13 protein-coding genes are annotated in these 12,764 nt (G+C 62.4%); 2 read left to right on the plus strand and 11 right to left on the minus strand.

From position 1 onward, the window contains the following. Window positions 1-94: 94 nt before the first annotated feature. From SJI03_RS25935 to SJI03_RS25985, 11 genes are all read right to left on the minus strand, one after another. Entirely contained in the window at window positions 95-1,048 is a 954-nt protein-coding gene (locus SJI03_RS25935) for a hypothetical protein (protein ID WP_322429120.1), read from the minus strand. Window positions 1,049-1,253: 205 nt separating this feature from the next. After that, window positions 1,254-1,628 carry a hypothetical protein gene (locus SJI03_RS25940; protein WP_070224711.1) on the minus strand — a complete coding sequence of 125 codons (375 nt, stop codon included), beginning with the start codon at window positions 1,626-1,628 and terminating at the stop codon, window positions 1,254-1,256. A 24-nt stretch (window positions 1,629-1,652) separates the two neighbouring features. Then, window positions 1,653-2,897, minus strand: a complete 1,245-nt coding sequence (locus SJI03_RS25945; protein WP_099380498.1) for a TerD family protein — start codon at window positions 2,895-2,897, stop codon at window positions 1,653-1,655. After that, window positions 2,894-3,880, minus strand: a complete 987-nt coding sequence (locus SJI03_RS25950) for an HpcH/HpaI aldolase/citrate lyase family protein (protein ID WP_322429121.1) — start codon at window positions 3,878-3,880, stop codon at window positions 2,894-2,896. The genes SJI03_RS25945 and SJI03_RS25950 overlap by 4 nt, the downstream gene beginning before the upstream one ends. Further along, window positions 3,873-4,979 carry a cysteine protease StiP family protein gene (locus SJI03_RS25955; protein ID WP_099380496.1) on the minus strand — a complete coding sequence of 369 codons (1,107 nt, stop codon included), beginning with the start codon at window positions 4,977-4,979 and terminating at the stop codon, window positions 3,873-3,875. Before SJI03_RS25955 ends, SJI03_RS25950 begins: the two co-directional genes overlap by 8 nt. Beyond that, the gene (locus SJI03_RS25960) at window positions 4,976-5,728 is read right to left on the minus strand and encodes an HAD family hydrolase (RefSeq protein ID WP_322429122.1); all 753 of its coding nucleotides are present in this window, start codon (window positions 5,726-5,728) and stop codon (window positions 4,976-4,978) included. Before SJI03_RS25960 ends, SJI03_RS25955 begins: the two co-directional genes overlap by 4 nt. Beyond that, window positions 5,706-6,863 carry a phosphoribosyltransferase domain-containing protein gene (locus SJI03_RS25965; protein WP_099380494.1) on the minus strand — a complete coding sequence of 386 codons (1,158 nt, stop codon included), beginning with the start codon at window positions 6,861-6,863 and terminating at the stop codon, window positions 5,706-5,708. Before SJI03_RS25965 ends, SJI03_RS25960 begins: the two co-directional genes overlap by 23 nt. Beyond that, the gene (locus SJI03_RS25970) at window positions 6,860-7,897 is read right to left on the minus strand and encodes an ATP-grasp domain-containing protein (RefSeq protein WP_322429123.1); all 1,038 of its coding nucleotides are present in this window, start codon (window positions 7,895-7,897) and stop codon (window positions 6,860-6,862) included. Before SJI03_RS25970 ends, SJI03_RS25965 begins: the two co-directional genes overlap by 4 nt. Window positions 7,898-8,137: 240 nt before the next feature. Further along, window positions 8,138-8,854, minus strand: coding sequence for a TIGR00266 family protein (locus SJI03_RS25975; protein WP_099380492.1), 717 nt, complete (start codon window positions 8,852-8,854; stop codon window positions 8,138-8,140). Window positions 8,855-8,918: 64 nt separating this feature from the next. Beyond that, window positions 8,919-9,494, minus strand: a complete 576-nt coding sequence (locus tag SJI03_RS25980) for a TerD family protein (protein ID WP_046682304.1) — start codon at window positions 9,492-9,494, stop codon at window positions 8,919-8,921. A 99-nt stretch (window positions 9,495-9,593) separates the two neighbouring features. After that, window positions 9,594-10,676, minus strand: coding sequence for a DUF475 domain-containing protein (locus SJI03_RS25985; protein WP_099380491.1), 1,083 nt, complete (start codon window positions 10,674-10,676; stop codon window positions 9,594-9,596). Window positions 10,677-10,924: 248 nt separating this feature from the next. Here SJI03_RS25985 and SJI03_RS25990 point away from each other — a divergent pair, with 248 nt between their 5' ends. Together SJI03_RS25990 and SJI03_RS25995 are read left to right on the plus strand one after the other, a co-directional pair. Next, window positions 10,925-11,350, plus strand: coding sequence for a divergent PAP2 family protein (locus SJI03_RS25990; protein WP_099380490.1), 426 nt, complete (start codon window positions 10,925-10,927; stop codon window positions 11,348-11,350). Between the two features lie 240 nt (window positions 11,351-11,590). Continuing rightward, window positions 11,591-12,763 (plus strand): efflux RND transporter periplasmic adaptor subunit, encoded by a 1,173-nt coding sequence (locus SJI03_RS25995; RefSeq protein WP_099380489.1) that lies wholly within the window; start codon window positions 11,591-11,593, stop codon window positions 12,761-12,763. The last annotated feature ends 1 nt before the right edge of the window (window position 12,764 follow it).

The raw sequence follows: 12,764 nt of genomic DNA on the forward strand, positions 1-12,764 counted from the left end.
TACGGTTGCGCTTCTCGGCCACAAATCACTGCCGCTCGCTACGGTTTTGTCCGGTATCGTTACTTTAGCGGAAGAGCAAGCCTTTACGTTTCCCTCAAAACTTCCTGCCCACGCCCACCAGCAACACATCCGCATCGCGGTGGTAATCCGTTACCACGCGGTTCCACGCCACTTGCGCCACCCAGCGGCGGTTGACGTGGTAGCGGGCCACGGCTGACAGCAAGCCTGTCAGGCGCGTGTCGTGGCCCTGGGTGTCGCGGCCGTCCCAGGCCACGTACGGGCCGGCGCCCATGCCGAATTCCACCTTTTCATTGAGCGAGCGGATCAGCCACAGCTGGGCCGCCGCGCCGCGCCGGTGCGCCAGCACCGTGCTGCCTTCATCGAGCGCGCTGACCGTCCAGTCCACGTATTTTCCCGCCGCGCGCCGGTATTCGAGGGTGAACGGGCGCGAGGACTCGGAGCGCAAGCTGTTGACGATGGTGTGGCCGGTCGATAAAGTCAAGGTGTCGTCGTACGCCCAGTTCTGCAAGTGCAGCTTGGCGCCCGGCACCCCATCATAGCGGTAGCCGGCGCCGATCAACAGGTGCGTGGTGTTGTCCTTGCCATCGGGCTTGATACGGTTGAGCTGTGCTTGCGCATACCAGCGGTTGTCGAACTGCCAGCGCGCCTGCAGGCTGACGATGGAACCCCAGCCATGGTCATTGTCGAAGTTGTGGAGGCCGTCGTCCGTCCTGGCCGTGTCGAAGAAGAAGTAGCGGCCCACGCCGGCGCCCAGCATCAGGCCTTGCTCCACTTTTTTCGTGCGCAGCCAGACCTGGCCCGCCATGCCGTCGCGGTGGTGGTCTTCCGGGTGCCCTTCGTTGATATACGACAGGCTGACGGCGCTGTAGTTGCCCACCGGCTGGGTGTAGCTGACGGCGGCCACAAAGGTGCGCTCATTGGTCGAATTGACTTTCAGGGCGCCGGCCATGCCGGACAAGTCCTGTGCCTGGGCGGAAAGGGGGAGCGAGGCGGCCAGCAGGGCCAGGATGGTGAATGGCAGGCGCATGACGGTTCCAGTGACAGGTGAATACACGCTAAAGGTCGTCTGGCGGGGATCATGCGATTGTGCAAGAATCTTGCACATTGGCTACATTTGTAAGCTGTATTGGCCAGAACTCGTCACTAGTGTATAAGAAAAGTGAGAATGTGTGAGGCGCCGGCCTGGAATGGCTGGCCGGCGCGGGACTGCTGGACTGGCTGGAATGGAGGTATTACTGGCTCAATACGACCTTATCGGCAAAATATTCCGTCTCGCCGAAGCATTGCGTGGGCACGCCCTTGTGCTGGCTGTAGGTGACGAGGATGCGCTTGCCGGCGGCGGCCGACAGTTGCTTGGCCACCTCTTCATCGCGCACGCTGAACTGGAATTTTTCCGGGATGGTGCCCGGCAGCGCGGTCAGCAGCAATTCACCTTCCCATGTCTTGCAAATCCAGCCCCGCTTGGAGAACTTTTGCAGGTAGCCCGCCCGTTCGCCTTCCGAGTACGAGAAGCTGAGGGCCATCCACGTGTAGGCTGCCAGCAGCAGGAAGCCGGCCACGAGGAAGATGGCGAAGGCGAAGGTGACTTTTTTGGTCGTAGGGGTCATGGTAGGGTTGTTTAGGTAAAAGGATCAGTCCTTGCGGCCGGCTTTCCAGTTCAGACCAAAGTTATATCTTTCGTCCATGGCCTGGTGCGCCGTGATTTTACCTTGGCCGCCGAAGTATTCCACCAATTTTGTCACCTGCAGGTTGCCGCCGTGGTTTTCCAGCATAGCGATGGCGCACATGGCGTGCTGGCTGTCGCTGTCGAGGCGTACTTCCACGGTCGGCTGACCGGGAATTTCGATCGTCACGACGCCATCGGTGGCGGCCCAGTTCGGCACGCCTTCGTAGATGAAGGCGTAGACGAGCACGCGCTTGATCTGGTCGAAATGGGTGCCGTTGATGAAGATGTTTTCGCCGCTGCTGATGCTGCCCGTGCGGTCGTCGCCTTCCAGGTGGATATACGGCGGACGGTCGTAGGCGCCCCAGCTGTTGCCCAGCGCCTGCACGGCGCTCTTGGCCCCGCCGCTCATTTCGAACAGGCAGCCGATATCGAGGTCGATGCCGCCCGAACGGCCGGCCGGTTTGTTGAACAGCTTGCCGAGGAAGCCCGTGTCCAGCTTCGAGGCGGGCGCCTGGCCTTGCGACGCGTTCTGATTCCAGTTCAGGTTGACCCGGATGCGGCCATAGCCGCCGCTGTCGCGCTTGTCGAGCGAAATCTTGTCGCCCCGTTTTTCCAGGCGAATTTTCGACAGCGAGATTTTATTCGCCGGCGGCGGGGCCGCTGGCGTGGGGACGGGAATCGGTGCAGGGGCAGGAGCCGATTGCGCCGCCTCGCTGCCGCCGAAGTGCTTCAGCAGCGCCGCCAGGCCGCCGGCGAAGCCCTGGCCCACGGCGCCGAAACGCCAGCTGCCGTCGCGGCGATACAGTTCGCCGATGATGACGGCTTTTTCGTCCTGGAAGTCATTGCCCGTGAAGGCGAACGTGGCTGCCTGGCCCAGCGCCATGCTGGAGTTGCCCAGTGCGCGCATGCTGCCCTGTTCCGTCGCCGCCGTGAACACCAGCTTGTCGATCGAGGCGGGCAGGCGGGCCAGGTCGACCTGGAAGGTGGAGCGGGGACCGTTCAAGTCCACCGTGATGGCGTTGTCCGGCGCGCTTTTCTGGTTGAAGAAGACCATGTAGCGGTCGTCCGACAGCTTGCCGGCCGCATCGACGCCGAAGCAACTGACATCCACTTCCATCGAACCCGAAACGATATCGAGCGTGACGGCAAACGGGCCATTCAAGCCCAGGTCCGCCAGTTTGCCTTTTTGTCCGCGTGTGAAATTGGTCATGGTCGTGCAATCCCTTCGTCGCTTGAGAGTTGAGTCAATGAGGTAGTCGGTACGTGCGCCGGAGCCGTGTCGGCCGCATGGCGGATGCCGAACAGGCGCGCCTGCTCGATGATGCGCTGCGCCCAGCTGGAATGGGTCGCCACTTCGCACATCGATTCCTGCATGCGGAACACGGCCGGGCTGTCCGGGTCGATGATGCGCAGCGCCAGTTCGATGTCCGACTGCGCAACCTGGTAGTGGCGCTCGATCTGCGGCACCTGGTCCGGGTGGATGGCTGTCTTGGCGATCATGCCGTGCGCCATGTCCTGCGCCACTTCGGCATCGAGCCAGCTGCCCTGCGACAGGTGCTCGAAGACGGGCGCCGTCAGCTGGAAGCCGTGCGGCTTGAAGATCGTCACCAGGCGGCCGATGACCTGGCCCAGCGGCGTTTGATAGATGGTGCCGCTGGTAGGGCGGCGCAGTCCCAGCAGGGCCAACAGATCGTTGCCGCCAATGCGCAGGGCCAGGATGCGGCGCCGCACTTCCGGCTCGGACAGCATGATGCGGAACTGCTTCATTTCTTCGTCGTCGAACACTTCCGCCGTTTCCAGCGTCGGCATCAGCAAGTGATGCGTGTGGCGCACCAGCTCGAAATACGCGGCGAAGTTGTGGCGCGTGGATTTCGGCAGCACGAAGCCGCTCAATTTGTCGGCACCGGGCATGCCCAGCACGCGCGCCAGCACCTCGAGATTACGCACGCGCACGAAGCGCAAGGTATCCGATTCGTCGCACATGTTTTGCAGCGCCAGCGACAAATTGAACAGCGCGTAACTGAGGTCGCGTTCCGCGATGGCGTCTTCGGTGCAAAGTATGACCGAACGCAAATGGCTGAATTTGTCGCCATTGGCGATCGCCAGCAAGTCCTTGTGCGTGGTCGGCACATACATGGAGGCGCCCAGCGCCGCCTTATGCTCACTTTGTGGATGTAGGGAGTTGTTATCCATCGACTGCGCTCCTGATTAGGGCGACCGCCTGGTAAGGCAGCGCCGGTTCTACTGTGACGGGTATGGCTTTTTCCTGCGCCAGAAGCAGCAAATGTGCCACGTCCGGCGCATTCGTGTCGCGCACGATCAGGCGCTCGGGCACGCGGCGCAGCAGTACGCGCGTCGCTTCGCCGATGCCTGGCTTGATCAGATTGATGTCGCTGATGCCGTATTCCTGCTGCGCGGCGGCCATGTAGGCTTGCGAGCGGGCCGCCATGGCTGGCGCATCGCTCGCTTCGGCCAGCGGGATGCCGCTGCTGGCGGCAATCGCCACGGCGTCTGCCACCAGGCCGTCGGCGAAAGCGCGCGACTGGTCGTGCGCTTCGAACTGCGCGTAGTACACGCAGCCATGGAAGTCGTCCGGGCCGATGGCATCATTGAGCACGGAGCGGCTGACCAGGCCCGAGACGGTGGCATTCAAGATGCTCGACGGGATCAGGTAGTCGCTGGCCGAGGCGGCGCAGGCGGCCGTGCCGGCCAGGTCGGACAGCACGAACAGGCCGCCGTCGATCGCCGTGCCATGCGCCGCATTGAAGTCGTTGACCGTCTGGCGCAGTTCGCGCGAAATCACGCCCTTGCCCGTCCAGCCGTCGACGAAGACGATGGAGTCGGCCGCATGGCCGTGCGCCAGGATGTGGTGCAGGGCATTCGCGTCGATGCCGCGGTCGCGGATGATGGAGACGGAATAATGGCTGCACTCGCGCTGGAACACCTGGCGCAGCAGGTGGCCCAGGATGACGCCCACGGGCGTGCCGGCGCGCGCCAGCGACACCAGCGTGATGGGGCCCGTGCGGCGCGCCGCGATCAGGGCCGCCAGGCGCAGGCAGTCGCGCGCCATTTGCAGCCGGTTGGCCGCGAACGCGCTCTGGAAGAGGGCCAGGTAGGCGGGCGAGGGCAAGGACTCTGGCGACAGCATTTCGCTGTAGTGGCGCTGGCCCGACTGGATCAGGCGCTCTTTTTCGGCCAGGTCGAGGATCGGTTCAAGCGCCATGGGCGTCAGCAGAAACTCCACGTCTTCCTGGCGGTAGCTGCCGCTGAAGTGCTGCTTGCCGTCGGTCATAGCGCCGCCACCGTGAGTGCCGCCAGCTGGGTGCCGTTGGGGATGATGGCGTAGTCGCAGGCGGCCATGAAGCGCGCGTCCGAGCGGCTGTCGCCCATGCCGAAGCTGACGATGGGGCCATGTTCGGCTTCCAGTTCCGCGCGCAGGTAGGCGACGGCGCGCGCCTTGTTCAAGGTCTTCGGCAGCACGGCCAGGTTGTTGCCATTGCGGTGGATGAAGTAGTCGGCGCCTTCGGTGGCGATCCACTGCTGCAGCGCTTGTTCTTCGATGTCGGCCAGGCGTTCGCCGCGCGCTTCATGGTCCTTGACGACGATGTAGAACGGCGTGTTGTAGTCCTCGATCAGGCGCGCGCGCGAGGGCATGCCCGTCTTGACCTGGAAATCGTCGATGATGCGCATGGCGTCCCGCAGACCGGGCAAGGCCGTCTGCATGTCGTTCTGCATCAGGGACAGCCAGCCCGCGTCGAGCGCGCCGCCCGGCTGCAGCACGATGCCGCCGTAATCGAGCACGCTGTAGCTGGTGAACGGCAGGTCGACGCGGCGGAAGGCGTCGCCATTTCTCGCCGTGGCGGGGATCAGGGTCATGCCGCTTTGCGCAAACTCAAAGAAGGCGCGCTGGCGCGCCGTCGTAAACGAGCAGGCATCGCCATTTTTCAAATACGCGGCCGCTTGCAAATCGGTCTCGCCGGGGCATTTCTTAGGGGTCTGGAACAGTGTGTCGTCCAGATCAACAAACAGGAATTTCTTCAATTTTGGTCTCTGACTGAAAGTGGAACAGGCGGCCATTCAACTGGCCGGCGAGTTGCATGAGGGCCGGGCTGGCCGGGGTTTCATGGCAGATGAAAACGTGCTGGTACTGGCCAGGCGCCACGTTGTACAGGTAATTTGCGATGCCTTCGCCGTAGTTGTCGTCGCAGTTGACGATGTGGCTGACGGAGCCCCATGACAGGATCGGCGAGCGCGTGGTCGACTGCACCACGACGTTCTTGCCCAGCGCTTCGAGTTCGCGCGCCAGCAGGAACGACGGGTGCATGAATTCGCCAGTGCCCAGCACCAGCACGGAGTCGCCGGCGCCGATTTCCTGCGCCAGCTGCACCGCCAGGCCTTGCGGCGGCGTCAAGGCGCGTCCCACGCCGATGCGGCCGAACGCCGGGCTGGCGCCCCGTTCCGCATTCGCCTCGAAACGCTGCGCGCTGGCCGCCACGGGAGCAGGCGCAGCGCCGGCCTGGAAGGCGTAGTGGCCGGACAAGGCTGCGCCTATGCTGGTGGGCAGGCCGAAACGCTCACTCAAGCCCGCGTTGGCGGCCTGGCCCATGAAATTGGTGATCACGCCCAGGTGCAGCTTTTCCAGCTGCGGATAGCGCGCGCGGCACACTTGCACCAGGTTGGCGAAGGTGTTTCCGGTCGACGCTTCATCGTCGATCAGCACCAGGCTGCGGGCGGTGGAAAACAGCGCGCTGGCAGCGTCCGACAAATGCAGAAACTGGCGCGGCGCGTGGCTGTGCGATTCCTCGAATTCGAAGAAAGGCACGCTGCCCACGCGGTAGCGCGAGCTGTGCAAAAACAGGGCCTTGCCGTTCGGATTGGCGCGCAGCCACGCCTCGAACACGCCCTGGCCCAGGCCGACGGCCGTTTCCGCCATGGCGATGAAGACGACGGGACCGGGCAGGCTGGGGGGGATCTGCGCGGCCAGGTCGTCGTGGATGGTTTGCATGGCGCGCGGCGTGACGGGCCAGTGCTTGCCCAGCACCTTGGACAGGAACAGGAAGCCCCGTTTGGCGTTGGCGCGCGCGGCAAAGCCGATCAGCCAGTCCAGCGGAAAGCGCGCCTCGTCCACTTTGAGGGTCAGCTCGCCCGTGGGCATCTGCTGCTTGACGACGTTCATGGCAGCTCCACGGCGTAGGCGGCTTCGCCCACGCGCATGCCTTCGTGGATGGCGGGCACGGTGAGCTTGTCAAAGCCCTGGTCGAAGCCGGCCAGCGCCAGGTAGGGCAGGTTGGGGCCGGCCGCGCAAGCCATGCCGATGCCTCCCGACATGCGCGGGTTGATTTCCAACAAAGCCAGGCCGTTCGCGCCTTCGCGGAACTGGACGTTGAAGACGCCATTCAGGCGGTAGTCGCGCGCCAGTTTGCCGCAGGCCGCCAGCAAGTCGGCGCGCAGCTCGATCAGCTGACCGCTGCCGCCCCCGTGCAGCTTCTTGCGCGGCACGGCGCAAATGAGCTTGCCCTGGTCGGCGACGCAGTCGGCGCTGTATTCGTGGCCGTCAAGGTATTCCATCAGCAGCAGGGTCTTGAACGATGCCATTTGCGCGAGGCCATTGCGCAGCTCCTGCGCATTGATCTGGTAGGCGGCGCCGGCCAGCAACAGCTGGGCGCTCGAACGCTCTTCATCGAGAATGGCAAAGCCCAGGGCATACACGGATTCGGACGGCTTGATGCACAGCTTGCGATGCAGCGGGCGCAGTTCGGCGTAGGCGGCGTCGTATTCCGTGATGGTCGTCACGGCGCGGTAGTCGGCCGGGCGCGCCATGGACAGATCGAGGCCGTCGCAGAAGCGCGCCTTGTCGTGCATCAGGGTCAGCGTCTCTTCGCTGGCCACGCTGAGCACGCGCGTGCCGATGGCGGCGAAGCGCGCGCTGGCGCTGCCGATCAGGCCCGCTTCCTTGCCGGGCCAGAAAATCGTGATGTTGCGTTCGCGGCAAAATTCCAGGCACCACTCGACATAATTGAGGCCCGTCAGGCCCGACGGTTCGACCGCGTATTCGTGGGCCGACAGGAAGGCGGCCGCGTGCGCGTTCGTATTGCTGCTCACGAGGTGATAGCGGGGCGCACCGCTTGTCGCGGCCATATCGGCCTCGCGGATCAGGCGCATGGCCGTGCCGACCGAGGAAAATGTTTTGTTGAACCAGACTCTTTGCATGTACGGGGACCGGGTGGAAATAGGGGAAGCCGCGCGCAGGTGCGCGCGGGGATTCTAAACGGCCAGACTTAACCTGGCCTTAGATTTTTTTGAACTACAACGTTGAGCAGCAAACTAACAGCGCCTGACAAAACCGTAGCGAGCGGAAGGAAGAGGTGGCCGAGAAGCGCAACCGTACTCAAGTACGGTGAGCATCGCAGGCCGCCTATGCCGACGCGCAGTAGGTTTGGTCAGGTGCCTCTAACTAGCTTTGCCGCTGGCTGTCCATTTTAAGAATGCATCGCGGTTGCGCGAGCAGATGAACACCTTGCCCGAGCCGGAAAAGCGCAGCACGATGCCTTCGCCGCTGGTCACGCTATTGACGATATTGCCGAGGAAACCGCCGATGCCGCCGCCGCTGGCGCCGCCGCCCGTGGTCACGGAAATCTCGTATTTCAGGCTGTTGTCCCAGCAGACCACGTGGGAATTGTCGATCACGACGTCCTTGCCCGGCTCGACGTCGAGCTGGAACATGGAGCCGAAGCCCGACACCACCACCTGCCCCGTGCCGGCCGTCTCCATGACGAAGAAACCGCCCGACTGGGCGAACAGCGCGTTGCCGATGCTTTGCGTGCGCACCTTCATTTCCGTGCCCGCAGTGGCGGCGACAAAGGCGCCGTCGTTGAGCAGGTACTGGCGCGCGCCCACGTCGACCACTTCGATGGCACCCGGCAGGGTCGGCGAGAGCAGGCAGTCGCCGCTGCCGCGCACCGCTTCGATGTGCTGCTGGAAGAACGACTCGCCATTCGCAAAGCGGCGCATGATGGCGCTGCCCAAACCGCCCGTCATCTTGCCTTTCAAGTCCAGCGCCGTTTCCATCATCACCATCGCATCGGATTCGCAATAGATGGTTTCGCCCTGCTTCATGCTGACGTGGAGGAAAGGATCGACGTCGCCCGTGACACTAAATACTGGCATGATAAATCTCCAAAAAAAAGCCGCCTGAGTACGTCCAGGCGGCTGTGTTTAGCGCATAAAACGTTTAGGCATTCACACCGAAGGAACGGGCCAGAGGGCCCAGGCCGCCGTTGAAGCCCTGGCCGATGGCCTTGAACTTCCATTCGCCGTTGTAGCGGTAGATTTCGCCAAAGATCATCGCCGTTTCCGTCGAGCTGTCTTCGGACAGGTCGTAGCGGGCGATTTCTTTTTCGCCTTCCGCGTTCAGGCAGCGGATGAAGGCTTTCGACACCATGCCGAAGTTCTGGCGGCGCGCGTCGGCGTCGTGAATGGTGACGGTGATGCTGATGCGGTCGATGTCGGCTGGCACGCGGGTCAGGTCGATTTCGATGCGCTCATCGTCGCCTTCGCCTTCGCCCGTCGTGTTGTCACCCGTGTGCACGACGGAACCGTCGGTCGACTTCAGGTTGTTGTAGAAGATGAAGTCAGAGTCGCCACGGACTTTGCCGTCGCTTTTCAGGAGAAACGCGCTACCGTCAAGGTCGAAGGTGGCGCCGTCCGTCGAACGAGGATCCCAGCCGAGGCCGACGATGATCTTCTTCAGGTTTGGTGCTTCCTTGCTCAGGTTGACGTTGCCGCCTTTTTGCAAACTGATTGCCATGTGGTGCTCCTTTAGTAATTAAGTGCAAACATTCCTTCATGGGATGAGCGCCAGGCGCTCGTGCCATTACTCTCTCAATTGGGGGCGGAACCCCCGATTTCAAGCTTGTGCCGCGTGCCGTTTGCGATAACGCAAGGATGACCACAGCGAGACCAGGATGAAGGCCACGCCCGACAGGCCCGTGAACCACTCCGGAATATGGTACTTGACGGACGCCAGCATGATCAAGGCGAGGATGCCGATCGCATAATGGGCGCCGTGCTCGAGGTAGACGAATTCGTCCAGGGTGCCCTTGTGCACCAGGTACACCGTCATCGAGCGCACGAACATGGCGCCGATGGCCAGGCCCAGCATGATGATGACCACGTCGTTGGTGATGGCGAACGCGCCGATCACGCCGTCAAAGCTGAACGAGGCATCCAGCACTTCCAGGTACAGGAAGCCGCCGATGCTGCCGCGCGCCACCGTTTTCACGAGGTCGCCATTGCCGTTCCTGGCTGGCGCGGCGCCTTCCTCGTCGTCATCCTGCAAGTCCGGTTCGCCTTCTTCCAGCAAGCCGCTGATCCAGTTCACGCCGATGTAGACGGCGATGCCGACGATGCCAGACGCGAGCACGCTATACTTTTCGTCCACGGGACCCATTGCCACGCAGGCGGCCACGGCACCCATGGTGATCAGAACGGCCAGGCTTTCGGTGCCCAGCGCATTGACTTTTTCCTCGGCCCAGCCCAGCCAGTGCAACTCTTTTTCATCGTCGAACAGGAAGTTCAGGAACACCAGCAGCAGGAAGGCGCCACCGAAGGCCGCCACTTGCGCATGGTTGTCCGTCAGGTGCTTGGCGTACACATCGGGCGTCGTGGTGGCCATGGTCCACACGTCGACCAGGCCCAGGCCCGTAGCGACGGAAACGATGACCAGTGGAAACAGCAACCGCATGCCGAAGACGGCCACGAGGATACCGACCGTCAAGAACAGTTTTTGCCAGAATTCATTCCAGTGACGCAAGACCGAGGCATTTACCACGGCATTGTCGAACGACAGCGATACTTCCATGATGCCCAGTACGCCCGTGATCCACAGCGCCTGGATCATGCCTGGCATGCCGCCATGGCTGTAACCCCACCAGCCTGACACCGCCATCAGGATAAAAGTGACTAAAAAGGAAATTCTGAAATGCCGCATGAGTACCCCGTTGCAAGTGTGAAAGACGTTTGATTATCCGCGCCGCTGTGCGCGCCGCACTCAGTGTTGATATACGTCAATTGTTGTATATGCCATGATTTTATATTAGTTGCCGCCGGGGGCGGCGTTTTATAGGTCGGCGATAGACAGTTCTGCTGGCGCGGCTGATCTGCGATAATTGCGGCGCGCTTGTCTGGCTGCCGCAGCCCCTGACACATTCTCTACATATATATAAGAAGGAATACCCCGTGGATATCGCTTACCTCGTCACGCCCCTGATCGCCTGGATCCTGGTCGGACCGATCAAATTCCTGATCAACAGTGTCCGCACGCGGCAATGGGCGTTCGGCCTGGTCGGCAATGGCGGCTTTCCCAGCAACCATAGTGCCGTTGTTTCCAGCATGGCAACCCTGATCGCCTTGCGCGAAGGCATAGGCCATCCCGCCTTTGGCGTGGCCGTGACCTTGGCCTTCATCGTCATCATCGACGCCAACAGCCTGCGCCAGCACGTGGGCAAGCAGGCGGCGGCCATCAACCGCCTGGCCGGGGAAGCTGCCAGCCCCGCGCACAAGACCTTGCGCGAGCGTATGGGTCATACCCTGGTGGAAATCGCCGGCGGCCTGTGCACGGGCGTGGCCATCGGTTTCCTGATCAACACCGTGTTTGCCCGCTAAGTTCGCTTCCCCTGAAACGCAAAACCCCGCTTCAAGGCGGGGTTTTGCGTTTCAGGGCGTAAAAACTACGTTTCATCCATTCATTAAAGCATTACAGGAAGCCGCCGATTGACATGCCCGGACGCGCTCATGGATACTTTGGCGCTTGTGGTTTTAATAAAAATATTATGCTTGCTATCGCTTGCAGCCCTATCCGGGCAGCAGGAACGGTAGTGGTGCTATCTATCCGGAGAATTACCCATGTTGCGCAAAACCCTGTTTGTTCTGGCAATCGCTTCTGCCCTGGCCGCCTGCGGCAAAGAGTCCAAAGATCCCGGCAAGGGCGGCAAGAATGCCAAGGAACAGGCGGGCGCTGCCGTCAATTTGCTGGTATCCCCGGAAGACCTGTTGACCATCCAGAGCAATGCGCTGGCGTCGGGGCCTGTCATCACCGGTTCCGTGCAGCCTGAGCGCAACGCGGACTTGCGCGCCGAAGTATCGGCCGTAGTGCTCCAGGTACTGAAGGAAAACGGTGAAGTCGTCAAGCGGGGCGACGTGCTGGTGCGCCTGGATGAAACGTCCATCCGCGACAGCCTCAATTCGGCCGAGGAAGCCAGCCGTGCCGCCAGCCAGGTGCTGGAGCAGTCCGAACGCATGTTCCAGCGCATGAAAACCCTGCGCGCTTCGGGCATGACGTCGACGCAGGCGCTGGAAGACGCGGAAATTCGCCGCAATAATGCGCAAAGCGATTTGTCCGCCGCGAAAAGCCGCGCCGTGCAAGCCCGCCAGCAGTTGCAGCGCACCCTCGTGCGTGCGCCGTTCGATGGCATCGTGAGCGAGCGCAAGGTATCGAATGGCGATACGGCGCAAATCGGCAAGGAATTGATCAAGGTCATCGATCCAACCAGCATGCGCCTCGAAGGCCTGGTGTCGGCCGACAAGATCGGCGTCGTCAAGGTGGGCCAGCCCGTGCTGTTCCGCATCAATGGTTATCCAGGCCAGGATTTTGCGGGCAAGGTGCGCCGCGTCGATCCGGCCGCCAATGCCGTCACGCGCCAGGTGGCCGTGCTGGTCGATTTCAACGACAAGGAACAGCCGCGCGTGGCCGGCCTGTATGCGGAAGGGCGCATCGAGACGGAAACCGTCAGCGCGCTGATGATCCCCGACTCGGCCCTGGTAAAGGCGGGCGACGTCACGTACACGTGGAAAGTCAAGGACAAGGCTTTGCATAAAGTCACATTGCACATCGGTGCGCGCGACGTGCGCACGGGCCAGTGGGAAGTGCAAAGCGGCCTGGCCAGTGGCGACACCGTGCTGCGCACGCCCGGTTCCACCTTCAAGGATGGTCAGAAAGTGGAATTGACGGCCGCCAAGGCCGTGCCAGCCGCCGCCGTGGCCAGCAGCAGCACCGCCGTTGCCGGTAAAGGAAACTAAG

The sequence above is a fragment of the Janthinobacterium sp. GMG1 genome, from assembly GCF_034427795.1.
In the GTDB taxonomy this organism is placed as follows: Bacteria; Pseudomonadota; Gammaproteobacteria; order Burkholderiales; family Burkholderiaceae_D; genus Janthinobacterium.

Excerpts from the sequence above, each read along its gene's own strand:
- SJI03_RS25965 (WP_099380494.1), bottom strand. The coding sequence starts at position 6,863 with ATGAACGTCGTCAAGCAGCAGATGCCCACGGGCGAGCTGACCCTCAAA.
- SJI03_RS25935 (WP_322429120.1), bottom strand. The coding sequence starts at position 1,048 with ATGCGCCTGCCATTCACCATCCTGGCCCTGCTGGCCGCCTCGCTCCCC.
- SJI03_RS25970 (WP_322429123.1), bottom strand. The coding sequence starts at position 7,897 with ATGCAAAGAGTCTGGTTCAACAAAACATTTTCCTCGGTCGGCACGGCC.
- SJI03_RS25955 (WP_099380496.1), bottom strand. The coding sequence starts at position 4,979 with ATGACCGACGGCAAGCAGCACTTCAGCGGCAGCTACCGCCAGGAAGAC.
- SJI03_RS25950 (WP_322429121.1), bottom strand. The coding sequence starts at position 3,880 with ATGGATAACAACTCCCTACATCCACAAAGTGAGCATAAGGCGGCGCTG.
- SJI03_RS25995 (WP_099380489.1), top strand. The coding sequence starts at position 11,591 with ATGTTGCGCAAAACCCTGTTTGTTCTGGCAATCGCTTCTGCCCTGGCC.
- SJI03_RS25945 (WP_099380498.1), bottom strand. The coding sequence starts at position 2,897 with ATGACCAATTTCACACGCGGACAAAAAGGCAAACTGGCGGACCTGGGC.
- SJI03_RS25985 (WP_099380491.1), bottom strand. The coding sequence starts at position 10,676 with ATGCGGCATTTCAGAATTTCCTTTTTAGTCACTTTTATCCTGATGGCG.
- SJI03_RS25940 (WP_070224711.1), bottom strand. The coding sequence starts at position 1,628 with ATGACCCCTACGACCAAAAAAGTCACCTTCGCCTTCGCCATCTTCCTC.
- SJI03_RS25980 (WP_046682304.1), bottom strand. The coding sequence starts at position 9,494 with ATGGCAATCAGTTTGCAAAAAGGCGGCAACGTCAACCTGAGCAAGGAA.
- SJI03_RS25975 (WP_099380492.1), bottom strand. The coding sequence starts at position 8,854 with ATGCCAGTATTTAGTGTCACGGGCGACGTCGATCCTTTCCTCCACGTC.